Here is a 26,453-nt window from a genome sequence, read left to right as displayed (position 1 = left end):
AACATGGCAGGATTGGCGGTTGCATTTGTTCCACTTTGTCCCAGGAGACCCGCCATGACCCTTGCCGTCCAGATCGACCAGACCGGTGGCCCCGAACAGCTCAAACTCGTCGACGTGACCGTGGGCGACCCCGGCCCAGGCGAGATCCGCATCCGCCACAAGGCCATCGGCCTGAACTTCATCGATGTCTACCAGCGCAGCGGGCTCTACCCCTTCCCCATGCCCCTGAAGCTCGGCATGGAAGGCGCCGGAATCGTGGAGGCGGTGGGCGCGGGCGTGACGCACCTGAAGGTGGGCGACCGTGCCGCCTACGCCAGCCAGCCACCGGGAAGCTACTGCGAGGTGCGCGTGATGCCGGCCAAGTGCGTATGCGTGCTGCCGGACGCGATCAGCTTCGAGACCGGCGCTGCCATGATGCTCAAGGGCCTGACCGCGCAATACCTGCTCAAGAAGACGCTGCCCGTCGAGGGCCTGAAGCACGGCGACTACGTGCTGTTCCATGCCGCCGCCGGAGGCGTGGGCCTGATCGCCTGCCAGTGGGCCAAGGCGCTGGGCCTGCAGCTGATCGGCACGGCCGGATCGGATGAAAAATGCGCGCTGGCGCTGGCCAACGGGGCGGTTCATGCCATCAACTACCGCACCGAAGATTTCGCCGCGCGGGTGAAGGACATCACCGGTGGCGCAGGCGTGAAGGTGGTGTACGACTCGGTCGGCAAGGACACCTGGGACAAGTCGCTCGACTGCCTGCGCCCCTTCGGCCTGATGGCCAGCTTCGGCAACGCCTCCGGCCCGGTGCCCCCGTTTGCCCCGGCCAGCCTGGGCGCCAAGGGCTCGATCTACGTGACGCGCCAGACCCTGTTCAGCCACATCACCACGCGCGAGGCCACACAGGCCATGGCCGACGACCTGTTTGCCGTGGTGCTCAGCGGCCAGGTGAAGATTCACATCGAGCAGCGCTTCCCGCTGGCGCAGGTGCAGGACGCGCACCGGGCGCTGGAGGCGCGCCAGACCACCGGCTGCACCATCCTGACGCTCTGACGCAGCCGCCTGGAAGGGGTGTTCTCGCATTTTTCATTGCTACTATTACGATAGCAAACTATGACCATTTCGCGATGGGATGTGGTCATTTTCGGCATCAAATGATGCCCAAAACACCGGCGGGGCGGTCGCAGGCCGCCCCAGGGGCGGGTTTCACCGCCCCCGGCGCACCCGCAGCAGCTCGTCCAGGATCAGCGCGGTTGCGCCCACGGTGATGGCGCTGTCGGCGATGTTGAACGCCGGGAAGAAGCCGCCAGGGAACACCGGGCTCAGCCATGACCAGTGGAACTGCAGGAAGTCCACCACATAACCGTACAACACCCTGTCGATCACATTGCCCACCGCGCCCGCCAGGATGCAGGCCAGGGCGAAGCTGAACAGCCGTTGCGCGCTGTGCGCACGCAGCATCCACAGGATGAACCCGGCCGCGGCAATGCCCAGCGCGGTGAAAAACCAGCGCTGCCAGCCACCGGCCGAGGCGAGGAAGGAGAACGCCGCGCCGGTGTTGTGCACGCGCACGAGATTGAAGAAAGACGTCACCACAGTGCTGTCGCCGAGCTGGTAGTAGCCGACCACCAGCACCTTGGTGAACTGGTCCGCAATCAGCAGGATGAGCGCCAGACCGAGCCAGGGCAGCATGCCGCCACCCGTGCCGCGAACCAGCCGGGTCTTCCCCTTCGTGGCCATCAGGCAACCGCCCGGATTTCGCCGGCGCCAAACAGGTTGCTGGTGCAACGCCCGCAGATTGTGGGGTGTGCGGGGTCATGGCCGACGTCGTCGCGGTAGTGCCAGCAGCGCTCGCATTTCACCGCCGCGCTCGGCGAGACCTGGATCGCCAGGGTGTCGCCGTCGGCCACCCTCGCCTCGGAGGTGATGGTCACGAACTTCAGGTCGTCGCCCAGCGAGCGCAGCAAGGCGGCGTCGTCGGCGCCGGCCGTGATGAGCAGCGTGGCCTGCAAGGACGAGCCGACCCGCCCTTCAGTGCGCACCGTCTCGATCTCCTTGTTGGCGACGTCGCGGATCTGGCGCAGCCGTTCCCACTTGGCCAGCAGGGCTTCATTGGGCGAGGGGAAGGGCCAGTAGGTCTCGAAGAAGATCGAGCCCTGGCTCTTCTCGCCGGCGAAGACGGTCCAGGCTTCCTCGGCGGTGAAGCTGAGGAACGGCGCCATCCAGCGCAGCATGGCCTGCGTGATCTGCCACAGCGCGGTCTGCGCCGAGCGGCGCTCGCGGCTGTTCGGCGCGCTGGTGTACAGGCGGTCTTTCAGCACGTCAAGGTAGAACGCACCGAGGTCTTCGGAGCAGTACACCTGCAGCTTGCTGACGACCGGATGGAATTCGTAGACGTCGTAGTGCCGCAGGATCTCGGCCTGCAGCTGGGCGGCCCGCGCCAGGGCGTAGCCGTCGATCTCCAGCAACTGGTCGGCGGGCACGGTGTCCAGCGCCGGGTCGAAGTCGCTGACGTTGGCCAGCAGGAAGCGCAAGGTGTTGCGGATGCGCCGGTAGGCGTCCACCACGCGGGCGAGGATCTTGTCGTCGATGTTCAGGTCGCCCGAGTAGTCGGTGCTGGCCACCCACAGGCGCACGATCTCGGCACCGAGCTTCGTCGTCACACTCTGCGGCTCGACCGTGTTGCCCAGGCTCTTGCTCATCTTGCGGCCCTGGCCATCGGTGGCGAAGCCGTGCGTCAGCAGGCCGCGGTAGGGCGCGCGGTCGAACAGGGCGCAGCCCAGCAGCAGCGAGCTGTGGAACCAGCCACGGTGCTGGTCGTGGCCTTCGAGATACAGGTCGGCCTCGGGACCTTGCGCATGGAAGGCGCCGTTCGGATAGGCGTCGGCGTGGCTGCCACGCAGCACATGCCAGAAGGTGGACCCGGAATCGAACCAGACTTCCAGGATGTCGGTGCTCTTGGTGTAGTGGGCCGCGTCCGCAGCACCCAGGATGTCTTCGGTCGTCGCACGGCTCCAGGCCTCGATGCCGCCTTTCTCGACGATGTCGGCCGCCTGATCGAGGATCTCCATCGTGCGCGGGTGCAGCTTGCCGCTGTCCTTGTGCAGGAAGAACGGCACCGGCACGCCCCAGCTGCGCTGACGGCTGATGCACCAGTCTGGGCGGCCCGCGATCATGTCGCGCAACCGGGCCTTGCCGTTGTCGGGGTAGAAGTGGGTGTGGTCGATGGCGTCCAGGGCCAGCTGGCGCAGCGTCTTGGGCGCCTTGTCCCTGGTGAACACGCCTTCGCCCTCGTCCATGCGGATGAACCACTGCGCGGCCGCGCGGTAGATCACCGGCGTCTTGTGGCGCCAGCAGTGCGGGTAGCTGTGCACGATGGGCTGAGTGGCCATCAGGCGGCCGTGCTCGCGCAAGGTGTCGATGATGACGGGGCAGGCCTTCCAGATGTTCAGGCCGCCGAACAGCGGAAGGTCTTCGGCGTAGCTGCCGTTGCCTTGCACCGGGTTCAGGATGTCCTCGTAGCGCATGCCGTGCGCCACGCAGGAGTTGAAGTCGTCCACGCCGTAGGCCGGCGAGGAATGCACGATGCCGGTGCCGTCGCTGTCGCTGACGTAGTCCGCCAGGAACAGGGGCGCCCGGCGGCGATAGCCGTAGCCGGTCGTGTCTTCGCCCGCATCGTACAGGGGGTGGCGGAACACCAGGCCACGCAGGGCCTCGCCCTTGGCGGTGGCGATCACACGGCCTTCGATCTGGAAGCGCTCCAGGCATTTGTCGACCAGGCTGGCACCGAGCAGCAGCACGCCGCGCGGGGTGTCCACCAGCGCGTACTCCAGCTCCGGGTGCGCGTTGAGCGCCTGGTTCGCCGGGATGGTCCAAGCGGTGGTGGTCCAGATGACGGCGAAGGCCTTCTTTGCGTCGGGCAAGGGGCTCAGTCCGAAGGCCTTGGCCAGTGCCATCGGATCGTCGGATTCAAAGGCCACGTCCAGCGTGTCACTTTTCTTGTCGGCGTATTCGATCTCGAACTCGGCCAGGCTGGAGCCGCAGTCGAAGCACCAGTACACGGGCTTGAGGCCGCGGTAGACGAAGCCGCGCTCGATCACGCGCTTGAACGCGCGGATCTGCCCGCCTTCGTTGGCCGGGTCCATGGTGCGGTAGGGGCGCTCCCAGTCGCCCAGCACGCCCAGGCGCTTGAAGTCTTCGCGCTGCTGGTCGATCTGCTCCGTGGCATAGGCGCGGCTCTTCGCCTGCATGTCGTCGCGGCTCAGGTTGCGGCCGTGCAGCTTTTCGATCGCGTTTTCGATCGGCAGGCCGTGGCAGTCCCAGCCGGGGATGTACTGGGCGTCGAAGCCGGCCAACTGGCGGCTTTTGACGATCATGTCCTTGAGAACCTTGTTCAGCGCGTGGCCGATGTGCAGCTTGCCGTTGGCATACGGTGGGCCGTCGTGCAGCACGAACAGCGGCGCGCCCTTGCGCGCGGCGCGAAGTCGCATGTACAGATCCCCCTCGTTCCAGTCCTTGACCCAGCCCGGCTCGCGCTTGGGCAGGTCGCCGCGCATGGGGAAGGGCGTGTCGGGCATGTTCAGCGTGCCGCGGTAGGCGCTGGCTTCGGGCTTGGCAGTCGGCGCTGCAGGGGAAAGGGGTTGGTCAGACATGGGGGCGACTCAAGGCAAGGGCTTTGACAAGCTCAGTCCGGAGGGACCGCAGAAAAAGCATCGGGGGGCACAAACCGTTCGCCCTGAGCTTGTATGGTGGGCGGCGACCGGGGCGCTTGACTCGTCTAAATTCGGTCGCGCGTGGTCTGGCGGTGGGTTTCCGCGTGCATGGACGCAAAAAACGCGCGCGCATCGTCGCAGTCCCTGGCGATGCCCGCGGTCAGGGCATCCAGACTGTCGTACTTCAACTCATCGTGCAGTTTGTGCAGCAGTTCCACGCGGATGATTTTACCGTACCCACCATCCGCACCCAGGGCCTGCGGCCATTGCAGGCAATGGGTTTCGAGCAGGACGCGCCCGCCGTTCACGTCGTCCGGGCCCAGCGACGGGCGGATGCCCAGGTTGGCCACGCCCGGCAGGGGGGCGGACCCCAGCCCGTGCACCAGCACCGCGAAGATGCCGCTGGCCGCGGGGTTCCAGTGCGAAAAGCGCAGGTTCAGCGTGCGAAAGCCGTCGCCCGCCTGTTGGGTGCTGGCGCCAAGATCGCGGCCGAGCTTGCGGCCGTGCACCACGTGGCCGCTGATGCAGTACGGGCGCCCCAGCAGCCGCGCGGCATCAGCCAGCCGGCCGGTGCCCAATGCGTCGCGCACCGCCGAACTGGAGACGCGCAAGCCGTGCACCTCGTAGCTGTTCATGCGGGCGACGTCGAAACCCAGCGCCTGGCCGGCCGCGTCGAGCATGGCGTAGTCGCCGGCGCGTTTGGCGCCGAAGCGGAAGTCGTCGCCCACCAGCACGTAGCGCACGCCCAGACCCCGCAGCAGGACGTCATTGATGAAAGCATCGGGCGATTGCGAGGCCAAACGCCCGTCAAACGGCAGCACCACCACCTGCTGCACACCGCAGCGCTCGAGTTCGGTGAGCTTGTCGCGCAGCGTGGCGATGCGCGCGGGGGCCAGTTCTGGCTTTTTCAGCGCGCCGGCGAAATAGTCGCGCGGGTGCGGCTCGAAGGTCATCACGCAACTCGGCACGCCGCGGTGCGCGGCCTCGTTGTTCAGCAGCGCCAGCATCGCCTGATGCCCGCGGTGAACGCCATCGAAGTTGCCAATCGTCAGGGCGCAGGCGGGCGCGACGCCGGGGTGGTGGAAGCCGCGAAAAACCTTCATCGGGAAGTATTGTTTTGGTAGCAGAAAGTGCCCATCTGGCACTGGAACAGACGCAAAAATGTCACGAAAACAGGGTATATTGTGACCTAGCAGGCGCGTCGAGTTTCATTCATCGGCCGCCTGGCACTTCAGCGTTCCGTGTCAGTGGTTGTTCGACTGTTGGAAGGAGGCGTGTCGTGAAGGTCTTGAAGCTGTCGGCCCAGGGTTTGCCGCAGGCGTGGATCTCGCTTGAGCAGGCGGTGATCCACTACGCCGCGTCGGATGTGCGCTGGGAAGCCGGGCAGGAGATTGCTGTCTTCCGCGGCGGACACAACGCCGTCTCGGGTGAGCAGTCGATCATCACGGTCAACAGCATCATCGGCACCCGCGGCGTGCCCAACATCAACCCCTTCGACCTGCGTCCCGGCCTGACCAACGGCAAGCTGTTCGCGCGCGACCGCAACGTCTGCGCCTACTGCGGCGATCTGTTTCACGAAGATGAACTGACCCGCGAGCACATCATTCCCTTTGCCCAGAACGGCCGCGACCACTGGATGAACGTGGTCACCGCCTGTCGGGCCTGCAACCACCGCAAGAGCAGCCGCACACCCGAGCAGGCGCGCATGCCGCTGCTGTACGCCCCCTATGTGCCCAGCCTGTGGGAAGACTTCATCCTGCGCAACCGGCGCATTCTGGCCGACCAGATGGAGTTCCTGATGGCGCACCTGCCGCGCACGTCGCGGCTGCATGGATGAGGGCTTAACGGCGGGTGGCGTGAAATGGGCTGCCCATGGCAGCCCACTTTCTTTGTATCTGGCCCATCAATCGGGTTCAGACGCCTTCAATGGGCACCCGGCCGTCGCGTCCTTTCACGCAAATACCCCGGCCGTGTCCTGCATGCGGGCTGACACCTCGCCCAGATGGTGCAGCGTGTCGCCAAACGTCATTTCCAACTGGGTCAGCTTCTTGAAATAGTGGCTCACGATGTACTCGTCGGTCACGCCGATGCCACCGTGCAGTTGCACCGCCTGCTGGCCGACGAAGCGCATGGAGGTGCCAAGCTGGTACTTGGCCCGGGACAGTGCGCGGCGGCGTTCGTCGGCGGGGGCGTTGAGCTTGAGGCTGGCGTAGTAGCTCATGGAGCGGGCCAGCTCCAGCTGCATCTTCACGTCGGCCATGCGATGGCGCAGCGCCTGGAAACTGCTGATGGCCACGCCGAACTGCTTGCGCGTGTTCATGTATTCCGCGGTGATGGCCACTGTCTTGTCCATCACGCCGACCGCTTCGGCGCAAGCTGCGGCAATGCCGATGTCGATGGCGTGTTCGAGGGCCGCGAGGCCGTCGGTGGTGATCAGGCTGGCAGGCGCGTTCACGAGTTGCAGGTCAGCGGCGCGCGCGCCATCCTGCGTGCCGTAGCCGCGGGTGGTGACGCCGCTGGCGTTACGCTCGACCAGGAACAGGGCAATCGTGCCGTCCACGGTGGCCGGCACGATGAATGCATCAGCATGGTCGCCTGCAGGGGCCATGTCTTTTGTAGCAGATAACGACCATCCGGCGCTGGAATGGGTGGCTTTGGCTTCGCAAACGTCGAGTCGGTAGCGTGCCTTGCGTTCCTGATAGGCCAGCACCACCAGGGTTTCGCCCGAGGCGATCTTCGGCAGCCATTGCGCCTTGAGCGCATCGCTGCCGTAGCCTGAGAGCACGCCGCCGGCGATCAGCGTCTGGGTCAGGGGCTCGAGCACGATGCCGCGGCCCAGTTCCTCCATAACCACCATGCCTTCGACCGGGCCCATGCCCATGCCGCCATCGGTCTCGGAAATGTAGAGGCCGGCCAGGCCCAGTTCAGCCAGTTCGTTGTAGGCCGCACGGTCGAAACCGCCCACCGCCACGGTCTTGCGGCGGCGCTCGAAGTCGTAGCCCTTGTCCACCCACTTGCGCACGGCGTCGCGAAGTTGTTCCTGGTCGTCAGAAAAGTCGAAATCCATGTTGGTGTCTCCTTAACCCAGAACGACCTGGGACACGATGGTGCGCTGCACTTCGTTGCTGCCGCCGTAGATGGTGGTTTTGCGCATGTTGAAATAGGTCGAGGCCAGCGGCGCATTGGCCACCACTCCGCCGGGGAAGCCGCCCAGCGCGCCGGCGGCTGCGTCACCCTGCCAGCCGGCTTCCATGGCCTCCTGGATCAGCGGCAGGCTGTAGGGGCCGGCCGCCAGCATCATGAGTTCGCTGTAACGCTGCTGGATCTCGCTGCCGCGGATCTTGAGCAGACCGGCGATGTCCAGCGAGTTCTTGCCCGACTTCTCGGCCGACAGCACCCGCAGCACCAGCATCTCCAGCGCGACGACGTCCACTTCCAGCTTGGCGATCTCGTCGCGAAAGCGGGTGTCTTCCCAGACGCCTTCGGTTTTCGCGATGCGCTTGAGTCGCTCCAGTTCGCGCTTGGCGCGGTTCACGTCGGCAATGTTGGTGCGCTCGTGGCTCAGCAGGTGCTTGGCATAGGTCCAGCCCTTGTTTTCCTCGCCGATCAGGTTATCGGCGGGCACCTCGACGTTGTCGAAGAAGACCTCGTTGACCTCGCACTCGCCGTCGAGCAGGCGCACCGGGCGCACCGTGACGCCGGGCGACTTCATGTCGATCAGCAGGAAGCTGATGCCGGTCTGCGGCTTGCCCTCGGAACTGGTGCGCACCAGGCAGAAGATCCACTCGCCGTACTGGCCCAGCGTGGTCCAGGCCTTCTGGCCGTTGACGATGTACTTGTCGCCGCGGCGCTCGGCGCGGGTCTTGAGCGAGGCAAGATCCGAGCCGGAACCGGGCTCGCTGTAGCCTTGGCTCCACCAGACCTCGCCGCTGGCAATGCCGGGCAGGAAGCGTTGTTGTTGCTCGGCATTGCCAAACGCCATGATCACCGGGGCCACCATGACGGGGCCGAAGGGCACGACGCGGGGGGCCCCGGCCAGCGCGCACTCTTCTTCGAACAGGTGCTTTTGCACGGCGTTCCAGCCCGGGCCGCCGAACTGTTTGGGCCAGCCATGGCCCAGCCAGCCCTTCTTGCCAAGGATCTTGCCCCAGCGCTGCATGTCGTCGCGGCTCAGGCGCAAGGCGTTGTGCACCTTGTGCGAAATGTCGGCGGGCAGGTTGTCCTTGACCCAGGCGCGGATGTCTTCGCGGAATTGCTGTTCTTCAGGGGTAAATGCCAGATCCATGGGGTGTCTCCAGAGAATTCAGGTTTTTAGCACGGTCGTTCGCTCAGGGCTGTCCACCCTGCGACAAACCCAGCTCGGTGCAAAGTCTTTCGACGGTCTCACGCAGCTGGGCAACCTCGTGTTCCAGGCTGTCCATGCGACCCTGCAGGTGCGACAGTTCACCCACGCCGGGCATATGGGCCTCGTACGACGTCGCGGCCAGTGCCATGTCGACCGGCCCGCACACCAGGTGGGCCCAGCGCTGCTCGCGGGCACCGGGGGCGCGGGGCAGCTTGACGACCAGCGGGCCGCCTTTTTCCTCGGAGCGGTCCTGAAGCTCTTCCAGGAATCCCTCGACCGAGGAAATGTCGGCAAATTTGTACCAGCGCTCGGTGTTGATGCGCAGCTCGCCGGCGGTCTGCGGCCCACGCAGCATCAGCAGGCCCAGCACCACGGCCGACTGCTCGGGCACATGGAAGACGCGCTGGAAGTTGTGCTCGAAGCGCGTGACGCGCCCCCCACTGGTCTCGAACACCAGCGACAGGCCCTTCAACGCGTCCAGGGCCAGCTGGGCCTGTTCGTCATCGATCTGCATGATCGGGTCTCGTGCGGTCTTCTGGTTGCAGCCGGTCACGACCATGTTGAGGGTGAGCGGGTAGCTGTCGGGCACGGTGCGGGCTTTTTCCATCAGCGTGGCCAGCACGCGGGCTTCGACAGGGGAGAGGGGGCGAATCGACATGGCGGGGATAATGAATCGGTAAGAGTGAGAGCCGGCGCATCAGGCCGGTTGCGCAAGGTAGCAGAAAAAATGAAGAACATCGTGATTCTGATCTCGGGCGGCGGCTCCAACATGGCAGCCATTGTTCGGGCGGCCCGCCGCGACGGCTGGAACGAGCGTCTTGGCACACGCGTCGCGGCGGTGATCAGCAACCGCGCTGACGCAGGGGGACTGACACTTGCCCGGGAGCGCGGGATCGCGACGGTTGTGGTCGATCACAAGGCCTTCGGCTCGCGGGAGGCCTTCGACAATGCGCTGAAGGCCGAGATCGACGCGTTTGAGCCGACTCTGGTGGTGCTGGCGGGATTCATGCGCATCCTCACGCCCGCCTTCGTCGCGCATTTCGAAGGGCGGCTGCTCAACATCCACCCCTCCCTGCTGCCGGCGTTCCCCGGTTTGCACACGCACCAGCGCGCGCTGGATGCCGGCTGCCAGGTGGTGGGCGCCACGGTGCACCGGGTTACGCCCGATCTGGATCATGGTCCGATCCTGGCACAGGCCGCGGTGCCGGTGCTGCCGGGCGACTCGGCCGAATCCCTGGCGGCGCGCGTCCTGACGCAGGAGCACCGGATCTACCCGCAAGCCATCGCACGCCTGCTCGCCAGTCACTCCTGAAAACATAGCTGAGACCGACCGTTTGACGCTGGGGGAGTGCTACTGTTTGTCGGAAATGCGGGCAAAACGGGGCTGGCGGACGCCTTCGTAGGTGATTTCCTCTCCGAACATGGCGGCCGGGCGGACCCAGAGGCCCCGTTCGCCATACAAGGCGCGGTAGAGGGTCATTGGCTCCAGCGTTTCGCTGTGGCGGGCCGTGCCAATGACGTCGTACAGACCGCCCTTGTAGTGCCGGTAGCGGCCGGGCGGGGTTTCGATGAGGAGGGGCAGGGATTCGGACATGGTGAACAGGGCACAAGGGTTGAGGGTGGGACAATACGGCCCATGCATCCTAAAGCCCTGCTGGACGCCTGCGCCGAGATCGTCAGGCTTTCGCTCCAACTCGAACATCCGGCCGACGCCACGGTTTCTCGCTATTTCCGTGAGCACCGCTCGCTCGGTCCGCGCGAGCGTGCCACGCTGGCCGAGACCGTCTACGCCGTGTTGCGAAAGAAGCTGCTGTTTGAGCACATGGCCCGCTCCGGCAGCGGTGCCAAGGAGCGCCGGCTGGCGATCCTGGGCTTTCATGGGCCGCGCGATTTCCTCAAGAGCGCCCTGACCGAACAGGAAAAGAACTGGCTCGACCAGTGCGACACCGTTCAGCCGGGCGACCTGATGGAGCACCATCGCCACAATTTGCCCGACTGGCTGGTTCAGCCACTCAAGGAGCAACTCGGCGACGAGTTCTGGCCGCTGGTGGAGAGCCTGAGCCAGAGCGGCACGCTGGATCTGCGGGTCAACACTTTTACCGACAAACGGACCGACGTGCGCAAGGAGCTGGCCGCCGCCGGCATCCAGTCGACGCTCACGCCGTATTCGCCCTGGGGTCTGCGCATCGAGGGCAAGCCGGCGCTGACCAAGCTCGATGCCTTTGCCCGCGGCGCGATCGAGGTGCAGGACGAAGGCTCCCAGCTGCTGGCGCTGCTGCTCGAGGCCGGACGCGGCGAGATGGTCGTGGATTTCTGCGCGGGCGCGGGCGGCAAGACGCTGGCCATCGGCGCGGCCATGCGCAGCACCGGGCGCCTGTATGCTTTCGACACCTCGGCCCACCGGCTGGACGCGCTCAAGCCGCGACTGGCGCGCAGCAAGCTGTCCAATGTGCATCCGGCGGCTATCGCCCACGAACGCGACGATCGGGTCAAGCGCCTGGCGGGCAAGATCGATCGGGTGCTGGTGGATGCGCCGTGTTCGGGCCTGGGCACCTTGCGCCGCAACCCTGACCTGAAGTGGCGGCAGTCCCCCAAGGGCATCGAGGAAATGACGGCCAAGCAGGCGGCGATCCTGCAGAGCGCGGCGCGTTTGCTCAAGCCGGGTGGCCGGCTGGTGTATGCCACTTGCAGCGTGCTGCCGCAGGAGAACGAAGCGATCGCCCAGGCCTTTTCCGCCGCCAACAAGGATTTCACACCCCTTGAAGCCCGCGACCTTCTGACCCATCTGAAGGTGGCGCATGCAGCCAGTCTGTGCAGCGGCCCCGCCACGGGTGGGGAGTACCTGCGTCTGTGGCCCCACCGGCACGGCACAGATGGCTTCTTTGCGGCCGTCTGGCAACGCAGCGGTTCCTGATCCCAGGTCCTGGCTGGCTCCCTGGCCACGAAGGCGCAGGGCACGAAGGCTTTACCACTAAAATGGCCGGCCGCCGTCATGGCACGTTCCCCCACTCTTGAAAGTAGTTCTGATGATGGTGTTATCTCAAGGGGCCGTGCTGGATGCGGCCGTCGACTGGCTGTCGAAAGGATGGCTGAACCTGTCGTGGTGGCAGCTGGTGCTGGTCACTCTGGCGATGACCCACATCACGATCGTCAGCGTGACGGTATTCCTGCACCGGCACCAGGCCCATCGCGCCCTGGACCTGCATCCACTTCCCTCGCATTTCTTCCGTTTCTGGCTCTGGCTCACGACCGGGCAGGTGACAAGAGAATGGGCCGCCATTCACCGCAAGCACCATGCCCGTTGCGAGCAGGCCGAAGACCCGCACAGCCCGCATGTGTTCGGCATCCGCAAGGTGCTGTTCGAAGGGGCGGAGCTGTATCGCACCGAATCGAAGAACCAGGAAACCCTGGCCCGTTTCGGTCACGGCACGCCCGACGACTGGATCGAGCGCCACCTGTACACGCGCTTTTCGTGGCAGGGCGTGGGCCTGATGCTGATCATTGATCTGGCGCTGTTCGGTGTGGCCGGCCTGACTGTCTGGGCCGTTCAGATGGCCTGGATTCCGGTCACTGCTGCCGGCATCATCAATGGTGCGGCCCACTACTGGGGCTACCGCAATTTCGAGGCGCCGGATGCCAGCACGAACATCTCACCCTGGGGCATCCTCATCGGCGGTGAAGAGCTGCACAACAACCACCATACCTATCCCACGTCGGCCAAGCTGTCGGTCAAGCCCTACGAGTTCGATATCGGGTGGATGTACATCCGTCTGATGCAGTCGGTCGGCCTGGCATCGATCAAGAAGCGCCCGCCGAAGCTGGCTTTTGGCGATATCCGGCCGGTGGCGGATGAAAAGACACTGGAGGCCGTGATCGCCAACCGCTATGAGGTCATGGCGGGGTACGCCCGTCGCATGCGTGCAGTGGTACGGCAGGAAATGGACACGCTGAAAGCCCGCCAAGTGGATGCCGAGGTGGTGGTGGCCGCACGGCGCTGGCTGCACCGCGACACCGACAAGGTGCCGGTGGCGGCGCGCTCCCAGCTTTCAAAAGCGCGCTCCGCCAATGCCGTGCTCGACAAGATGGTGGTGATGCGCGAGGAGCTGCGCCAGCTCTGGCTCAATACCTCGCACTCGCGCGAGCAGCTGGCGGCCGATCTGCAAGCCTGGTGTCGCCGCGCCGAGGACAGTGGCATCGCCGCGCTGCGCGAATTTTCGATGCAGCTTCGCGCTGCGCGCGTGCAGACGATCTGACGCTGGACCTGGACGCCCCGCAAATCGGCGGGCCCCGCGCCGGTCCGCCCGGGCAACAAAAAACCCGCTCTTGGAGCGGGTTTTTTGTGGGAAACCAGCGCCGAATCACTTCAGCTTGGTTTCCTTGTACTCCACATGCTTGCGAGCTTTCGGGTCGAACTTCATGATCGACATCTTCTCGGGCATGGTCTTCTTGTTCTTGCTGGTCGTGTAGAAGTGACCGGTGCCGGCTGTGGATTGCAGCTTGATTTTTTCGCGTCCGCCTTTGGTTGCCATGATTCAGCTCCTTATGCTTGGCCGCGCGCACGCAGGTCTGCGAGCACGGCTTCAATGCCGTTCTTGTCGATCAGTCGCAGGGCCGCGCTGGAAACGCGCAGGCGCACCCAACGGTTCTCGTTCTCGACCCAGAAACGACGGTATTGCAGGTTCGGCAGAAACCGGCGCTTGGTTTTGTTGTTGGCGTGGGAAACGTTGTTCCCGACCATCGGGCCTTTACCCGTTACTTCGCAGACACGTGCCATGTGGACACTCCGATCAAACAGCTGGAGCCGTTGAACAACCCTGAAGCATTCAGGACTGCCGGCTTTCAGCCTCACCTCGCCAGAAAAGGGTGGCGGTAACCCGATCTGCCAGACGCAGCGCCCGCACAGGCAAGGCGCGCCATTATTTGGCAAAGCCTTGAATTATAACGAACTTTAGTGAGGCAGTCTCAGCCTGCGCTTTGTTCCAGGTAACGCTGGGCGTCCAGCGCGGCCATGCAACCGGTGCCCGCGCTGGTGATGGCCTGGCGGTAGACGTGATCCTGGACGTCGCCAGCCGCAAAAATCCCGGGTACGCTGGTCTGGGTGGCGAATCCCTTGAGACCGCCCTGCGTCACGATATAGCCGTTTTCCATGGCCAGTTGTCCCTGGAAGATCTCCGTGTTCGGTGCGTGGCCGATCGCGATGAAGCAGCCCTGGAGTTCCAGGTCTTCGGTGCTGCCGTCACTCACGTTCTTCAGTCGGATGCCTGTCACGCCGCTCGCGTCGCCCAGCACTTCGTCCAGCGTGCGGAAGGTCTTGAGGACGATCTTGCCGGCGGCGACCTTCTCCATCATCTTGTCCACCAGAATGGGCTCGGCCTTGAACTTGTCGCGCCGGTGCACGAGGTAGACCTTGCTGGCGATGTTCGACAGATACAGCGCCTCTTCCACCGCGGTGTTGCCGCCGCCGACCACGCAGCAGATCTGATCCCGGTAGAAAAAGCCGTCGCAGGTGGCGCAGCCGGACACGCCCCGGCCCATGAAGGCGGTTTCGGACGGCAGTCCAAGGTATTTGGCAGAGGCGCCCGTGGCGATGATCAGTGAGTCGCAGGTGTAGGTGCCGCTGTCACCGGTGAGCGTGAACGGCCGCTGGCTGAAGTCGACGGCATTGATGTGATCGAAGACGATCTGCGTCTTGAAACGTTCGGCGTGCTCAAGAAATCGCTGCATCAGATCCGGGCCCTGGACGCCGTGGACGTCAGCCGGCCAGTTGTCCACCTCGGTGGTGGTCATGAGCTGGCCACCCTGGGCGATGCCGGTGACCAGGACAGGGTTGAGATTGGCGCGCGCCGCATAGACGGCGGCGGTGTAACCGGCGGGGCCGGAACCGAGAATCAGGACTTTGGCGTGTTGGCTGTTGGGCATGGTGTGGAATCCAGTGGGGCGCTATACTGCGGCCGGTATTCAAGCGGGTTGCCAGTCAGGCGCCGGCAACCCGGGACACGGACCCGCCCGGGATGCAGGCGATGCAGAATATGCGGCAGGCAAACGGTCGGGAAGACAGCTTGCATTGTACGAATCGGGCGAAGAACCCCCGCAGCTGAGGTTTATCCAGATGGCCATGCTCTCCAATCTCGATCTGATCCGCAGGGTTCCCCTGTTTGCCATGCTGACCGACGCCCAGGCCACCGCCGTGTCCGATGCGATCGTGAAACGGCGCTACAAACGCGGCGACAACATCGTGGAACAGGGCAAGAAGAGCAACGCACTGTTCATCATGCTGACCGGGCGTGCCCGCGTCATCAGTGGGGACGGGCGCGGCCGCGAAGTGATCCTGGCCATCCTGCAGCCCGGCGACTACATTGGCGAGATGAGCCTGATCGACAACGAACCCCATTCGGCGACCGTGCAGGCCGAGATCCAGACCGATGTGCTGGAGCTGGCGCGGGTCGATTTTGCGCGCTGCCTGCCCGAGAACACCTCCATGGCCTATGCCGTCATGAAGGGGCTGGTGCAGCGGTTGCGCCATGCGGACCGCCAGATCCAGTCGCTGGCGCTGATGGATGTGTATGGCCGGGTGGCACGCGCCCTTCTGGAGACCGCAACGCCGCAGGCGGATGGCACCCGGTTGATCCGGTCCAAGGTGTCCCGCTCGGATATCGCCAAGATGGTGGGCGCCTCGCGGGAGATGGTGAGCCGGGTGATGAAGGATCTCGAACAACGGGGTTTCATCGAGGTGATGGACGACGGCGCCACGCGGATCAAGGAAAACATGCTGTCCCTGCCGTGAGGCTGTCCGGCTTGCAGTAAGCTTGCCGCCTTCGGTAGACCATGACCTATTCACTTCACACGCTGTCCACGCCGACGTCCCGAACCGCATCGGCACCCCCGCCCTCCGGCTCGGCGCGCCTTGGCCAGGAACTGGGCCTCTTGCTCGGGCTTGCAACTCTGGTCTTTTGCGTGCTCGCGCTGCTGAGCTATTCGTCCCAGGATCCGGCCTGGACCACCTCCGGCGTGAATTCCGGTGTGCGCAACTGGGGCGGGCGACTGGGCGCCTGGCTGGCGGACGTCGGTTTCTTCATGCTGGGGTTCTCGGTCTGGTGGTGCGTTGCAGCGGGCATGCGCGCCTGGCTGACAGGCCTTGCACGCTGGATGCGAGGAGAAGCCGATCCGCCGCCGCCGCAGGCACCGTTGGCGCTCTTTGCTGCCGGCCGGCTGGCGTTCTGGCTGGGGTTGGCCTTGTTGCTGGTGGCCAGCACGGCGCTCGAATGGTCCCGGCTTTATCGTCTGGAGCCGCTTCTGCCCGGTCACGGCGGCGGCGTCCTGGGGTTTCTGGCGGGGCCGGCCAGCGTGAAGTGGCTGGGTTTCACGGGCTCGGGCCTGGTCAGCATCGTGGTGGGTGTTCTGGGGGCGGCGCTGGTGTTCCGGTTTTCCTGGGGCCTGCTGGCCGAGCGCATCGGTGCTGCGCTGGATGGACTGGTCACTTCGCGGCGTGAAAAACGCGAAATTGCCGAGGATCTGGAACTGGGCAAGCAGGCCGCGCGCGAGCGTGAAGAGGTGATCCATGTCGAGCGCCGGGAAAACCAGGAGCACCATCCTGAGCCGATCCTGATCGAGCCGGTGCTGGCCGACTTGCCCAAGAGCGAACGGGTGGCCAAAGAGCGCCAGAAGCCGCTGTTTGTCGAACTACCCGACAGCAAGCTGCCGCAGGTGGACCTGCTCGACGGCGCACTGCAGCGCCAGGAGACCGTGGCCACCGAGACGCTGGAGATGACCAGCCGCCTGATCGAAAAGAAGCTTCGCGACTTCGGCGTCGAGGTGCGCGTGGTGCTGGCGTCGCCCGGGCCGGTGATCACTCGCTACGAGATCGAACCGGCCACCGGGGTCAAGGGGTCCCAGGTCATGAACCTGGCCAAGGATCTGGCGCGCAGTCTGAGTCTGGTGTCGATCCGGGTGGTGGAGACCATCCCAGGCAAGAACTACATGGCGCTGGAGCTGCCCAACGCCAAGCGGCAGTCAATCCGCCTGTCTGAAATTCTTGGCTCGCAGGTCTACAACGAAGCCAAGTCCCTGTTGACCGTCGGCCTGGGCAAGGACATCGTTGGAAATCCGGTGGTCGCCGATCTGGCCAAGATGCCGCACGTGCTGGTGGCGGGCACCACCGGCTCCGGCAAGTCGGTCGGGATCAACGCCATGATCCTGAGCCTGCTCTACAAGGCGGAGGCGCGTGATGTGCGCTTTCTCATGATCGATCCCAAGATGCTGGAAATGTCGTTCTACGAAGGCATTCCGCACTTGCTGGCGCCCGTGGTGACCGACATGAAGCAGGCCGCCAACGGCCTGAACTGGTGCGTGGGCGAAATGGAGCGCCGCTACAAGCTGCTGAGCAAGCTGGGCGTTCGCAATCTGGCCGGCTACAACGCCAAGATCGACGAGGCGAAGTCGCGCGAGCAGTTCATCTACAACCCGTTCAGCCTCACGCCGGACGCGCCCGAGCCGCTGGACCGCATGCCCCACATCGTCGTCGTCATTGACGAACTGGCCGACCTGATGATGGTGGTGGGCAAGAAGATCGAGGAACTGATCGCACGCCTGGCGCAGAAGGCGCGTGCCGCCGGCATCCATCTGATCCTGGCCACGCAGCGGCCCAGCGTGGACGTGATCACCGGCCTGATCAAGGCCAACATCCCGACGCGCATCGCCTTCCAGGTCAGCAGCAAGATCGACAGCCGCACCATCCTGGACCAGATGGGTGCCGAGGCGCTGCTGGGCATGGGTGACATGCTGTACATGCCCTCCGGCACCGGCTTTCCGATCCGGGTGCATGGCGCCTTCGTGAGCGATGACGAGGTGCACCGGGTGGTCGACTACCTGAAGAGCCAGGGCGAGCCCAATTACATCGAGGGCCTGCTTGAAGGCGGGACGATCGATGGCGAGGGCGGTGTGGCCGGCGACGGGGCCGAGGGCGGTGGCGAGAAGGATCCGATGTACGACCAGGCGGTCGAAATCGTGCTGAAGAATCGCAAGGCCAGCATCTCGCTGGTGCAGCGCCATCTCAAGATCGGCTACAACCGCGCGGCCCGCCTGGTGGAAGACATGGAAAAGGCCGGTCTGGTGAGCGCCATGAGCACCAACGGGCAGCGCGACATCCTCGTGCCAACGCGCGATGAATGAACTTGCACCCGGTAGCTGGGTCCCAGCTCCATGATGTTCGCGGCTTCTCGTCTGTTTGCGCGGGCTTTGTTGCTGGCTGGCTCTGTCGTGGCGGCGGCCCCGGATGCCTTGGCGACCGGTCTGGACAGCATGGACGCGTTTGTAAAGGCGGCGCGTTCCGGGCGAGCGTCTTTCACACAGGTCGTGACTTCGCCGGCCAAGGAGGGCCAGGCTGTGCGCAGCAAGACCTCCAGCGGCAGCTTTGAATTCCAGCGGCCGGGCCGCTTCCGGTTTTCCTACAAGAAGCCGTTCGAGCAAACCCTCGTGGCCGACGGACAGACCTTGTGGATGTACGACGTGGACCTGAACCAGGTGACGGCTCGCAAGCAGGCGCAGACGCTGGGTTCCACACCGGCGGCGCTGATCGCGGCGGCACCCGACATGAAAGCTCTTCAGGGGGACTTCGAGCTCAGGGACGCGCCGGATCGCGATGGGCTGCAATGGGTTCAGGCCACGCCCCGGACGAAAGACGGACAGTTGCAGGCGGTGCGGGTCGGCTTCAGGGTGACGGACAAGGGCAGTGAATTGGCGGTCCTCGACATCCTGGACAGTTTCGGACAGCGTTCGGTGCTGACGTTCACCGCCTTCGAACTGAACCCGGTGCTGGCGCCAAGCGTCTTTCAGTTCAAACCGCCTGCCGGCGCAGACGTGATTCGTCCATGACACTGCGCCCCGGTGCGGCTCCGCAGGGCCTGACGCCGCTGGCCGAGCAGTTGCGCCCGCGCACCCTGGGCGAAGTCGTGGGACAGCGGCATCTGCTTGGCGAAGGCATGGCGTTGCGTCTGGCGTTCGAGTCCGGCCAGCCGCACAGCTGCATCCTGTGGGGGCCTCCGGGCACCGGCAAGACCACCATCGCGCGGCTGATGGCGGACGCCTTCGATGCGCAGTTCATCACCATCAGTGCGGTTCTCGGGGGGGTGAAGGACATCCGTGAAGCGGTGGAACACGCCCAGGCGGCGCGCACCGGACTGGTGCCACGGGGCACCATCGTCTTTGTCGACGAGGTGCACAGGTTCAACAAGAGCCAGCAGGACGCCTTCCTGCCTCATGTCGAGAGTGGCCTGTTCACCTTCATCGGGGCCACCACGGAGAACCCGTCGTTCGAAGTCAACTCCGCCTTGCTGTCGCGGGCCGCCGTGTATGTGCTGCAGCCGCTTGCTGAAGACGATTTGAAGCAAATTGTGGCAAGAGCCAGTGCCGAAAGGTCATTTCCAGCTATCGAAAAAGAAGCGGTGGAGCGCCTGGTGGCGTACGCCGACGGTGATGCGCGCCGCCTGCTCAACACGCTGGAGACACTGGGCGTCGCGGCCGCCCGCGAGCAGCTGGCGGCGATCACCGACGCGTGGCTGCTGCGGGTTCTGGGCGAGCGCCTGCGCCGATACGACAAGGGCGGCGAGCAGTTCTACGACACCATCAGCGCGCTGCACAAGAGCGTGCGCGGTTCCGACCCGGACGCGGCACTGTACTGGTTCGTGCGCATGCTCGACGGCGGAGCCGACCCGCGCTACCTGGCACGTCGGCTGATCCGCATGGCCACCGAGGACATCGGCCTGGCCGATCCGCGCGCCCTGCGGCTGGCGCTCGACGCCGCCGACGTCTACGAGCGGCTGGGCAGCCCCGAGGGCGAACTCGCACTGGCCGAGTGTCTGGTCTATCTGGCGGTCGCGCCCAAGTCCAATGCGGTCTACAAGGCCTTCAACGAGGCCAAAGCCTACGTGAAGAAAGACGGCACCCGTCCGGTACCGATGCACCTGCGCAATGCGCCGACGCAGCTCATGAAGGATCTTGAGTACGGGCGCGGCTACCGCTATGCCCATGATGAAGCGGGCGGCTTCGCGGCGGGCGAAACCTACCTGCCTGAAGGCATGGCGCCGCCGGGCTTTTACCGGCCGGTGCCACGGGGGCTGGAGATCCGAATTGCGGATAAGTTGGACGAGCTTCGACGTCTCAATCATCAGAAATCCTAATGGGTCGGCAAGGCTGCTGATCCGGCCCCCTGACAAAGGGTAAACCCCCGGCAACGGCAGTCGCGCCGCCCGATGGGCGTTCGCTACAATCCCGTCCACCCGCCCGCCAACGCCTTTGCCCTGGCGGGCTTTTTGCTAGTTGGCTGGTTCAGCTCACGAGGCCTGAGCCGCCAGAGTCACGGATCCGTGGCGCATTCGGGCGCAACAGCCGGTCAAAAAAAACGGAGAACGCTTTATGGAAATCCTGCTGCAGCAGATCATCAACGGTCTGGTTCTTGGCAGCATGTATGCCTTGGTCGCCTTGGGCTACACCATGGTGTACGGCATCATCAACCTCATCAATTTCGCGCATGGCGAGGTGCTGATGGTCGGCGCGCTGACCAGCTGGACCATCATCGGCCTGATGAAGGACGCCATGCCCGGCACGCCGGGATGGGTGGTCCTGATCGTGGCCATGGTGATCTCCTGCGTGGTGGCCGCCGCGCTCAACTTCGTGATCGAAAAGGTGGCCTACCGACCCTTGCGCAACAGTCCCAAGCTGGCCCCGCTGATCACGGCCATCGGCGTGTCGATCCTGCTGCAGACGCTGGCCATGATCATCTGGAAGCCGAACTACAAGCCCTATCCCACCCTGTTGCCGAGCACGCCCTTCGACATCGGCGGCGCGGTGATCACGCCGACCCAGATCATGATCCTGGGCCTGACGGCCGTCTCGCTGGCCACGCTGATGTACCTGGTCAACCACACCCGGCTGGGCCGGGCGATGCGGGCCACGGCCGAGAACCCGCGAGTGGCGGGCCTGATGGGCGTGAAACCCGACATGGTGATTTCAGCCACGTTCATCATCGGCGCCATCCTGGCCACCATCGCCGGCATGATGTACGCCTCCAACTACGGCACGGTGCAGCACACGATGGGCTTTCTGCCAGGCCTGAAAGCGTTCACGGCGGCGGTCTTCGGCGGCATCGGCAACCTGGCCGGCGCCGTCGTGGGGGGCATCCTGCTGGGCCTGATCGAATCGATCGGCTCGGGCTACATCGGCACCCTGACCGGGGGACTGCTGGGCAGCCACTACTCCGACATCTTTGCCTTCATCGTGCTGATCATCGTGCTCACGCTGCGGCCCTCCGGCCTGCTGGGTGAACGTGTCGCCGATCGCGCTTGAACACCGGGAGCATCAAGATGAAACAGAACAAGACCGTTGTTTTCCTGGTCGCCGCCGTCGCTTTGCTGGTGCTGCCGATGGTGCTGCAAGGCTTCGGCAATGCCTGGGTGCGCATCGCTGACATGGCCCTGCTTTATGTGCTGCTGGCCCTGGGCCTGAACATTGTGGTCGGTTACGCCGGCCTGCTGGATCTGGGCTATGTGGCCTTTTTTGCGGTGGGTGCCTACATGTACGGCCTGCTGGCGTCGCCGCACCTGACGGAAGCCTTCCCGGCGCTGGCCGCGACCTTCCCGAACGGGCTGCACATGCCGCTGTGGGTGATCATTCCGGCAGGGGCCGGGCTGGCGGGATTGTTCGGCATGCTGCTGGGCGCGCCCACGCTGAAGTTGCGCGGCGACTACCTGGCGATCGTGACGCTGGGTTTCGGTGAAATCATTCGCGTGTTCCTGAACAATCTGGACCATCCGATCAACATCACCAACGGACCCAAGGGCATCAACCAGATCGACTCGCTCAAGTTCTTCGGCCTCGACCTGGGCAAGCCGGTCAGCTTTGGTGGCTTCGAGTTCGCCTCGGTCACGCTGTACTACTACCTGTTCCTGGCGCTGGTGGTGGCCAGCGTGGTGATCAGCCATCGCATGCAGATGTCGCGTATCGGCCGCGCCTGGATGGCGATCCGCGAGGACGAGATCGCCGCGAAAGCCATGGGCATCAACACCCGCAACATGAAGCTGCTGGCCTTCGGCATGGGCGCCACGTTCGGTGGCGTGTCGGGCGTGATGTTCGGTGCTTTCCAGGGTTTTGTGTCGCCCGAGTCCTTCAGCCTGATGGAGTCGGTGATGATCGTCGCCATGGTGGTGCTCGGCGGCATCGGGCACCTGCCCGGGGTAATTCTGGGTGCGGTGCTGCTGTCGGCGCTGCCCGAGGTGCTGCGTTACGTGGCCGGGCCTCTGCAGTCGATGACGGATGGACGCCTCGACTCGGCCATCCTGCGCCAGTTGCTGATCGCTCTGGCCATGATCATCATCATGCTGATGCGCCCGCGCGGCCTGTGGCCGTCGCCGGAGCATGGCAAGTCGCTGCAAGGCAAATAAGGAGAGCGACATGAGCGATACCGTATTGAAAGTCGCCGGCATTTCCAAGCGCTTTGGCGGCCTGCAGGCCTTGAGCGACGTGGGCATGACGATCGAACGCGGCCAGGTCTATGGCCTGATCGGACCCAACGGTGCGGGCAAGACCACGTTCTTCAACGTGATCACCGGCCTGTACACCCCGGACAGCGGGACCTTCGAGCTGGCCGGCAAGCCCTACAAGCCGACCGCGGTGCACGAGGTGGCCAAGGCGGGCATCGCGCGCACCTTTCAGAACATCCGCCTGTTTGCCGAAATGACTGCGCTGGAGAACGTGATGGTGGGCCGCCACATCCGGACCCACTCCGGCCTGATCGGGGCCGTGTTGCGCCTGCCGGGCTTTCGTGAGGAGGAGGCTGCCATTGCGAAGCGTTCCCAGGAATTGCTGGACTACGTCGGCATTGGCAAGTTTGCCGACTACAAGGCCCGCACCCTGAGCTATGGCGACCAGCGCCGCCTGGAGATTGCCCGCGCCCTGGCCACCGACCCTCAGCTGATTGCGCTGGATGAGCCTGCCGCCGGCATGAACGCGACCGAGAAGGTCATGCTGCGCGAACTGATCGACCGCATCCGCAAGGACAACCGCACCATCCTGCTGATCGAGCACGACGTCAAGCTGGTGATGGGCCTGTGCGACCGGGTCACGGTGCTGGACTATGGCAAGCAAATCGCAGAGGGCACGCCGGCCGATGTGCAGAAGAATGAAAAAGTGATCGAGGCCTATCTGGGCACCGGAGGACATTGACATGGCAGCGACACTACTCAAGGTCAAGGGCCTGAAGGTGGCCTATGGCGGCATCCAGGCCGTCAAGGGCGTGGATTTCGAGGTGCACGAGGGCGAGCTGGTCTCGCTGATCGGATCCAACGGCGCCGGCAAGACCACCACGATGAAAGCCATCACCGGCATCCTGCCGATCAACGATGGCGACATCGAATACCTGGGCAAGAGCATCCGGGGCCAGGGCCCCTGGGATCTGGTCAAGCAGGGGCTGGCCATGGTGCCCGAAGGCCGCGGCGTGTTCGCCCGCATGACCATCACCGAAAACCTGCAGATGGGCGCCTACATCCGCAGCGACAAAGCCAACATCCTGGCCGACATTGACAAAGTCTTCACCATCTTCCCCCGCCTGAAAGAGCGCAAGGACCAGCTCGCCGGCACCCTGTCGGGTGGCGAGCAGCAGATGCTGGCCATGGGCCGGGCCCTCATGAGCCGACCCAAGGTGTTGCTGCTGGACGAGCCCTCGATGGGTTTGAGCCCCATCATGGTGGACAAGATCTTCGAAGTGGTGCGCGATGTCTACGCCCAGGGCGTGACCATCCTGCTGGTGGAGCAGAACGCCAGCCGTGCGCTGGCCATTGCCGACCGGGGCTATGTGATGGAGTCGGGCATCGTGACCATGAACGGCCCCGCGAAGGAAATGCTCAGCGATCCCCGCGTGCGGGCCGCCTACCTCGGCGAGTGAGCGGCGCCAGCGCCTTCAAGATTGCGCAGTCGGTGCTGGTGGTGATCTATACCCCGGCGCTGGACGTGCTGCTGATTCGGCGCGCCGACGCCACCGAATACTGGCAGTCGGTGACAGGCAGCAAGGACCGGGAAGAGGAGAGCTTTCACGACACGGCTGTGCGCGAGGTCTTCGAGGAGACGGGCATCGCGTGCGGCGCAGGCACGCCGTTGGCTGGCTGCCTGCAGGACTGGGGCCTGGAAAACGTCTATGGCATCTATCCCCAGTGGCTGCACCGCTACGCGCCCGGCGTAACCCACAACACCGAGCGGGTGTTCGGGCTCGAAGTGCCTGTCGGTACGCCGGTTCGGCTGAACCCGCATGAGCACACGAACTACCAGTGGCTGCCCTGGCAGGCGGCGGCCGATGCCTGTTTTTCGTCATCCAATGCCGAGGCAGTGCTGATGTTGCCTCGATTTTTGGGGTAAGGTTTGCGTGTGAACACACTTCAGGACACGCTGCGCATCGCCACCTACAACATCCACAAGGGTGTGCAGGGCGTGGGGCCCCGACAGCGGCTGGAGATTCACAACCTCGGCCACGCCATCGAACAGATCGACGCCGACATCATCTGCCTGCAGGAAGTCCGCAAGGTGCACCGGCGCCAGCAGCATTACTTCACGCACTGGCCCGATCTGCCCCAGGCCGAGTTCCTGGCGCCCGAGGGCTACGAGGCGGTCTACCGCACCAACGCCGTCACGCGCCACGGCGAACATGGCAATGCCCTGCTGTCGCGCTGGCCGGTCCTGGCGCACCGCCATGAGGACATGTCGGACCATCGTTTCGAGCAGCGCGGCTTGTTGCACGTGGAGGTCGATGTGCAGGGGCGGGTGGTGCACGTGATCGTGGTGCACTTCGGGCTGATCCCTGCCAGCCGGGCGCGCCAGGTCGCGCAGCTTGGACGCTACATCGAGCGGGAGGTGCCCCACGACGCGGCGCTGGTGGTGGCGGGCGACTTCAACGACTGGGGCACGCGCATCCAGCGAACCCTGCATGGCATCGGCATGCGCTCGTCAGATACGGTGCGCTGTCCGACCTATCCTTCGCGCCTGCCGGTGGTCCAGCTGGACCAGATCTTTGCGCGCGGCCTCAAACCATTGAGCCTGCACGTGCCCCGTGGCCGGATCTGGGGACGGATGTCCGATCACCTGCCGCTGATCGGCGAATTCGGTCTGGGCTGACATGACTGCGCGTGCCCACGACTCGCGCGACCCGCACCAGATCGAGTTGCTGCAGGGCAGCCAGGAATACTTCCCGGCGCTCGTTGCCGCGATGGACCACGCCCGCTCCGAGGTCCGGCTGGAAACCTACATCTTCGACTTCACCGGCGAGGCCGTCGAGGTGGCTGAAGCGCTGGTGCGCGCCGCAACCCGCGGTGTGACAACCTGGGTGGTGGTGGATGGCGTGGGCACCGATGCGTTGCCGCCATTGTGGCGCAAGCGCTTCGAGACCGCCGGCGTGCAATGGTCGGTCTACGCGCCCCTGGGCACGCTGGGACTGCTGATTCCCAGCCGCTGGCGCCGGCTGCACCGCAAGCTCTGCGTGATCGATGGGCGGCTGGCCTTTTGCGGCGGCATCAACATCCTGGACGACTTTCATGATCCGCATCATGGTCGCCTGAACGAGCCCCGGCTGGACTTTGCCGTGCGCGCCTCGGGCGCACTGGTGCTGCAGGCCCAGGAAACCACGGCGCAGTTGTGGTGGCGCATGCAGGGCGTGCGCGACATGCGGGCCCATCATTTTCCCCATGCCTTCAGCACGCTGCGAGCAGCCGGTCTGAACCTGCCTTGGCGTCGCGCACCCGAAGCCGACACGCAGGGACGCAAGGTGGCACGTGCCACGCTGCTGCTGCGTGACAACGTGCTCAACCGCAGCCGGATCGAGCGCGCCTACCGCCGCGCCATCGCCGGGGCCACGCAGGAGATCATCATTGCCAACGCCTATTTCCTGCCCGGAAGGCGGCTTCGCCGTGCGCTGATTCACGCGGCGCGCCGTGGCGTGAAGGTGCGCCTGCTGCTGCAAGGTCGCTATGAGTATTTCATGCAGTTCCATGCGGCGCGCCCGGTCTATGGCCCGCTGATGGATGCCGGGATCGAAATACACGAGTACACCGCCAGTTTTCTGCACGCCAAGGTGGCCGTGATCGACGCGGGCACCTCGCGGGCCTGGGCCACGGTCGGCTCCTCGAACCTCGACCCCTTGAGCCTGCTGCTGGCGCGCGAAGCCAACGTGGTGGTTCAGGACAGTGCCTTTGCGGTTGAACTGCGCACGCGCCTGGTCGATGCGATGGCCCATGGCGGCCGGCCGGTGGCGGCGCAGGAGTACGCGAACCGGCCGCTGCTGCAACGGGTCAAAGAGCGCCTGGCGTTGGGGCTGATGCGCCTGGCGCTTTTTCTGACCGGCAGGCGCTACTGACCGACGTCGGGTCCGCAGCAGCCAG

At 64.9% G+C, this 26,453-nt stretch carries 26 protein-coding genes; 16 read left to right on the top strand and 10 right to left on the bottom strand.

Going from position 1 to position 26,453, the window contains the following annotated elements; genetic code table 11:
• Positions 1 to 54: 54 nt before the first annotated feature.
• Entirely contained in the window at positions 55 to 1,038 is a 984-nt protein-coding gene (locus ACMUOY_RS09865; protein ID WP_413892545.1) for a quinone oxidoreductase family protein, read from the top strand.
• Between the two features lie 153 nt (positions 1,039 to 1,191).
• Here the strand turns inward: ACMUOY_RS09865 and lspA are convergent, their stop codons facing one another.
• The 3 genes from lspA to ACMUOY_RS09850 all read right to left on the bottom strand — a co-directional run bounded on the left by lspA (position 1,192) and on the right by ACMUOY_RS09850 (position 5,800).
• Positions 1,192 to 1,725 (bottom strand): signal peptidase II, encoded by a 534-nt coding sequence (gene lspA, locus ACMUOY_RS09860; RefSeq protein WP_413892544.1) that lies wholly within the window; start codon positions 1,723 to 1,725, stop codon positions 1,192 to 1,194.
• The gene (gene ileS / locus ACMUOY_RS09855) at positions 1,725 to 4,637 is read right to left on the bottom strand and encodes an isoleucine--tRNA ligase (protein WP_413892543.1); all 2,913 of its coding nucleotides are present in this window, start codon (positions 4,635 to 4,637) and stop codon (positions 1,725 to 1,727) included. Before ileS ends, lspA begins: the two co-directional genes overlap by 1 nt.
• 125 nt (positions 4,638 to 4,762) lie before the next feature.
• Positions 4,763 to 5,800 carry a bifunctional riboflavin kinase/FAD synthetase gene (locus ACMUOY_RS09850; RefSeq protein ID WP_413892542.1) on the bottom strand — a complete coding sequence of 346 codons (1,038 nt, stop codon included), beginning with the start codon at positions 5,798 to 5,800 and terminating at the stop codon, positions 4,763 to 4,765.
• 176 nt (positions 5,801 to 5,976) lie between these two features.
• Here ACMUOY_RS09850 and ACMUOY_RS09845 point away from each other — a divergent pair, with 176 nt between their 5' ends.
• The gene (locus ACMUOY_RS09845) at positions 5,977 to 6,534 is read left to right on the top strand and encodes an HNH endonuclease (RefSeq protein WP_413892541.1); all 558 of its coding nucleotides are present in this window, start codon (positions 5,977 to 5,979) and stop codon (positions 6,532 to 6,534) included.
• 114 nt (positions 6,535 to 6,648) lie between these two features.
• On the opposite strand, the gene ACMUOY_RS09840 is transcribed toward ACMUOY_RS09845, so the two are convergent.
• The 3 genes from ACMUOY_RS09840 to ACMUOY_RS09830 are packed head-to-tail and all read right to left on the bottom strand — an operon-like array spanning position 6,649 to position 9,700.
• Positions 6,649 to 7,764, bottom strand: coding sequence for an acyl-CoA dehydrogenase family protein (locus ACMUOY_RS09840; RefSeq protein WP_413892540.1), 1,116 nt, complete (start codon positions 7,762 to 7,764; stop codon positions 6,649 to 6,651).
• Between the two features lie 12 nt (positions 7,765 to 7,776).
• Complete coding sequence (locus tag ACMUOY_RS09835; RefSeq protein WP_413892539.1) at positions 7,777 to 8,982, bottom strand: acyl-CoA dehydrogenase family protein; 1,206 nt, start codon at positions 8,980 to 8,982, stop codon at positions 7,777 to 7,779.
• A gap of 43 nt (positions 8,983 to 9,025) precedes the next feature.
• Positions 9,026 to 9,700, bottom strand: coding sequence for a YceH family protein (locus tag ACMUOY_RS09830; RefSeq protein WP_413892538.1), 675 nt, complete (start codon positions 9,698 to 9,700; stop codon positions 9,026 to 9,028).
• 69 nt (positions 9,701 to 9,769) lie between these two features.
• On the opposite strand from ACMUOY_RS09830, the gene purN reads away from it, so the two are divergent.
• A complete protein-coding gene (gene purN / locus ACMUOY_RS09825; protein WP_413892537.1) occupies positions 9,770 to 10,354 on the top strand; it encodes a phosphoribosylglycinamide formyltransferase in 585 nt (194 codons plus the stop codon).
• 39 nt (positions 10,355 to 10,393) lie between these two features.
• Here the strand turns inward: purN and ACMUOY_RS09820 are convergent, their stop codons facing one another.
• Complete coding sequence (locus ACMUOY_RS09820; protein ID WP_413892536.1) at positions 10,394 to 10,636, bottom strand: DUF1653 domain-containing protein; 243 nt, start codon at positions 10,634 to 10,636, stop codon at positions 10,394 to 10,396.
• Positions 10,637 to 10,678: 42 nt separating this feature from the next.
• Between ACMUOY_RS09820 and ACMUOY_RS09815 the strand changes: the two genes are divergently transcribed.
• Together ACMUOY_RS09815 and ACMUOY_RS09810 are read left to right on the top strand one after the other, a co-directional pair.
• On the top strand, positions 10,679 to 11,956 hold the full coding sequence (locus tag ACMUOY_RS09815) for an RsmB/NOP family class I SAM-dependent RNA methyltransferase (RefSeq protein ID WP_413892535.1): 1,278 nt from the start codon (positions 10,679 to 10,681) through the stop codon (positions 11,954 to 11,956).
• A 115-nt stretch (positions 11,957 to 12,071) separates the two neighbouring features.
• A complete protein-coding gene (locus ACMUOY_RS09810) occupies positions 12,072 to 13,295 on the top strand; it encodes a fatty acid desaturase (protein WP_413892595.1) in 1,224 nt (407 codons plus the stop codon).
• Between the two features lie 105 nt (positions 13,296 to 13,400).
• On the opposite strand, the gene rpmG is transcribed toward ACMUOY_RS09810, so the two are convergent.
• From rpmG to trxB, 3 genes are all read right to left on the bottom strand, one after another.
• A complete protein-coding gene (rpmG, locus tag ACMUOY_RS09805) occupies positions 13,401 to 13,571 on the bottom strand; it encodes a 50S ribosomal protein L33 (RefSeq protein ID WP_413892534.1) in 171 nt (56 codons plus the stop codon).
• Between the two features lie 11 nt (positions 13,572 to 13,582).
• Positions 13,583 to 13,816, bottom strand: a complete 234-nt coding sequence (gene rpmB, locus ACMUOY_RS09800; protein WP_413892533.1) for a large ribosomal subunit protein bL28 — start codon at positions 13,814 to 13,816, stop codon at positions 13,583 to 13,585.
• Positions 13,817 to 14,004: 188 nt separating this feature from the next.
• Entirely contained in the window at positions 14,005 to 14,961 is a 957-nt protein-coding gene (gene trxB, locus ACMUOY_RS09795) for a thioredoxin-disulfide reductase (protein ID WP_413892532.1), read from the bottom strand.
• A gap of 190 nt (positions 14,962 to 15,151) precedes the next feature.
• Between trxB and ACMUOY_RS09790 the strand changes: the two genes are divergently transcribed.
• From ACMUOY_RS09790 to clsB, 11 genes are all read left to right on the top strand, one after another.
• Positions 15,152 to 15,826 carry a Crp/Fnr family transcriptional regulator gene (locus ACMUOY_RS09790; RefSeq protein ID WP_413892531.1) on the top strand — a complete coding sequence of 225 codons (675 nt, stop codon included), beginning with the start codon at positions 15,152 to 15,154 and terminating at the stop codon, positions 15,824 to 15,826.
• Positions 15,827 to 15,867: 41 nt separating this feature from the next.
• The gene (locus ACMUOY_RS09785; RefSeq protein WP_413892530.1) at positions 15,868 to 18,210 is read left to right on the top strand and encodes a DNA translocase FtsK; all 2,343 of its coding nucleotides are present in this window, start codon (positions 15,868 to 15,870) and stop codon (positions 18,208 to 18,210) included.
• Between the two features lie 33 nt (positions 18,211 to 18,243).
• On the top strand, positions 18,244 to 18,912 hold the full coding sequence (gene lolA, locus ACMUOY_RS09780; RefSeq protein WP_413892529.1) for an outer membrane lipoprotein chaperone LolA: 669 nt from the start codon (positions 18,244 to 18,246) through the stop codon (positions 18,910 to 18,912).
• Complete coding sequence (locus ACMUOY_RS09775) at positions 18,909 to 20,216, top strand: replication-associated recombination protein A (protein ID WP_413892528.1); 1,308 nt, start codon at positions 18,909 to 18,911, stop codon at positions 20,214 to 20,216. Before lolA ends, ACMUOY_RS09775 begins: the two co-directional genes overlap by 4 nt.
• Positions 20,217 to 20,451: 235 nt before the next feature.
• Positions 20,452 to 21,381, top strand: coding sequence for a branched-chain amino acid ABC transporter permease (locus ACMUOY_RS09770; RefSeq protein ID WP_413892527.1), 930 nt, complete (start codon positions 20,452 to 20,454; stop codon positions 21,379 to 21,381).
• 17 nt (positions 21,382 to 21,398) lie between these two features.
• On the top strand, positions 21,399 to 22,475 hold the full coding sequence (locus tag ACMUOY_RS09765; RefSeq protein ID WP_413892526.1) for a branched-chain amino acid ABC transporter permease: 1,077 nt from the start codon (positions 21,399 to 21,401) through the stop codon (positions 22,473 to 22,475).
• 10 nt (positions 22,476 to 22,485) lie between these two features.
• Positions 22,486 to 23,256: an ABC transporter ATP-binding protein gene (locus ACMUOY_RS09760; protein WP_413892525.1), complete on the top strand. Its 771-nt coding sequence runs from the start codon at positions 22,486 to 22,488 to the stop codon at positions 23,254 to 23,256.
• Position 23,257: 1 nt separating this feature from the next.
• Positions 23,258 to 23,974, top strand: coding sequence for an ABC transporter ATP-binding protein (locus ACMUOY_RS09755; protein ID WP_413892524.1), 717 nt, complete (start codon positions 23,258 to 23,260; stop codon positions 23,972 to 23,974).
• On the top strand, positions 23,971 to 24,441 hold the full coding sequence (gene nudB / locus ACMUOY_RS09750) for a dihydroneopterin triphosphate diphosphatase (protein ID WP_413892523.1): 471 nt from the start codon (positions 23,971 to 23,973) through the stop codon (positions 24,439 to 24,441). Before ACMUOY_RS09755 ends, nudB begins: the two co-directional genes overlap by 4 nt.
• Before the next feature lie 9 nt (positions 24,442 to 24,450).
• On the top strand, positions 24,451 to 25,194 hold the full coding sequence (locus tag ACMUOY_RS09745) for an endonuclease/exonuclease/phosphatase family protein (protein ID WP_413892522.1): 744 nt from the start codon (positions 24,451 to 24,453) through the stop codon (positions 25,192 to 25,194).
• A 1-nt stretch (position 25,195) separates the two neighbouring features.
• Complete coding sequence (clsB, locus tag ACMUOY_RS09740) at positions 25,196 to 26,428, top strand: phospholipase D-like domain-containing protein (RefSeq protein WP_413892521.1); 1,233 nt, start codon at positions 25,196 to 25,198, stop codon at positions 26,426 to 26,428.
• The last annotated feature ends 25 nt before the right edge of the window (positions 26,429 to 26,453 follow it).

The organism is Candidatus Skiveiella danica (genome assembly GCF_022705245.1).
In the GTDB taxonomy this organism is placed as follows: Bacteria; Pseudomonadota; Gammaproteobacteria; order Burkholderiales; family Burkholderiaceae_C; genus Skiveiella; species Skiveiella danica.
The sequence above is the reverse complement of the archived record's forward strand: the minus strand, read 5'-3'. Positions and strand labels throughout refer to the sequence as shown.

What these genes read in the sequence shown, in the direction of transcription:
- ACMUOY_RS09865 (WP_413892545.1), top strand. Translation starts at nt 55, where the DNA reads ATGACCCTTGCCGTCCAGATCGACCAGACCGGTGGCCCCGAACAGCTC.
- lspA (WP_413892544.1), bottom strand. Translation starts at nt 1,725, where the DNA reads ATGGCCACGAAGGGGAAGACCCGGCTGGTTCGCGGCACGGGTGGCGGC.
- ileS (WP_413892543.1), bottom strand. Translation starts at nt 4,637, where the DNA reads ATGTCTGACCAACCCCTTTCCCCTGCAGCGCCGACTGCCAAGCCCGAA.
- ACMUOY_RS09850 (WP_413892542.1), bottom strand. Translation starts at nt 5,800, where the DNA reads ATGAAGGTTTTTCGCGGCTTCCACCACCCCGGCGTCGCGCCCGCCTGC.
- ACMUOY_RS09840 (WP_413892540.1), bottom strand. Translation starts at nt 7,764, where the DNA reads ATGGATTTCGACTTTTCTGACGACCAGGAACAACTTCGCGACGCCGTG.
- ACMUOY_RS09835 (WP_413892539.1), bottom strand. Translation starts at nt 8,982, where the DNA reads ATGGATCTGGCATTTACCCCTGAAGAACAGCAATTCCGCGAAGACATC.
- ACMUOY_RS09830 (WP_413892538.1), bottom strand. Translation starts at nt 9,700, where the DNA reads ATGTCGATTCGCCCCCTCTCCCCTGTCGAAGCCCGCGTGCTGGCCACG.
- purN (WP_413892537.1), top strand. Translation starts at nt 9,770, where the DNA reads ATGAAGAACATCGTGATTCTGATCTCGGGCGGCGGCTCCAACATGGCA.
- ACMUOY_RS09820 (WP_413892536.1), bottom strand. Translation starts at nt 10,636, where the DNA reads ATGTCCGAATCCCTGCCCCTCCTCATCGAAACCCCGCCCGGCCGCTAC.
- ACMUOY_RS09815 (WP_413892535.1), top strand. Translation starts at nt 10,679, where the DNA reads ATGCATCCTAAAGCCCTGCTGGACGCCTGCGCCGAGATCGTCAGGCTT.
- ACMUOY_RS09810 (WP_413892595.1), top strand. Translation starts at nt 12,072, where the DNA reads ATGGTGTTATCTCAAGGGGCCGTGCTGGATGCGGCCGTCGACTGGCTG.
- rpmG (WP_413892534.1), bottom strand. Translation starts at nt 13,571, where the DNA reads ATGGCAACCAAAGGCGGACGCGAAAAAATCAAGCTGCAATCCACAGCC.
- rpmB (WP_413892533.1), bottom strand. Translation starts at nt 13,816, where the DNA reads ATGGCACGTGTCTGCGAAGTAACGGGTAAAGGCCCGATGGTCGGGAAC.
- trxB (WP_413892532.1), bottom strand. Translation starts at nt 14,961, where the DNA reads ATGCCCAACAGCCAACACGCCAAAGTCCTGATTCTCGGTTCCGGCCCC.
- ACMUOY_RS09790 (WP_413892531.1), top strand. Translation starts at nt 15,152, where the DNA reads ATGGCCATGCTCTCCAATCTCGATCTGATCCGCAGGGTTCCCCTGTTT.
- ACMUOY_RS09785 (WP_413892530.1), top strand. Translation starts at nt 15,868, where the DNA reads ATGACCTATTCACTTCACACGCTGTCCACGCCGACGTCCCGAACCGCA.
- lolA (WP_413892529.1), top strand. Translation starts at nt 18,244, where the DNA reads ATGTTCGCGGCTTCTCGTCTGTTTGCGCGGGCTTTGTTGCTGGCTGGC.
- ACMUOY_RS09775 (WP_413892528.1), top strand. Translation starts at nt 18,909, where the DNA reads ATGACACTGCGCCCCGGTGCGGCTCCGCAGGGCCTGACGCCGCTGGCC.
- ACMUOY_RS09770 (WP_413892527.1), top strand. Translation starts at nt 20,452, where the DNA reads ATGGAAATCCTGCTGCAGCAGATCATCAACGGTCTGGTTCTTGGCAGC.
- ACMUOY_RS09765 (WP_413892526.1), top strand. Translation starts at nt 21,399, where the DNA reads ATGAAACAGAACAAGACCGTTGTTTTCCTGGTCGCCGCCGTCGCTTTG.
- ACMUOY_RS09760 (WP_413892525.1), top strand. Translation starts at nt 22,486, where the DNA reads ATGAGCGATACCGTATTGAAAGTCGCCGGCATTTCCAAGCGCTTTGGC.
- ACMUOY_RS09755 (WP_413892524.1), top strand. Translation starts at nt 23,258, where the DNA reads ATGGCAGCGACACTACTCAAGGTCAAGGGCCTGAAGGTGGCCTATGGC.
- clsB (WP_413892521.1), top strand. Translation starts at nt 25,196, where the DNA reads ATGACTGCGCGTGCCCACGACTCGCGCGACCCGCACCAGATCGAGTTG.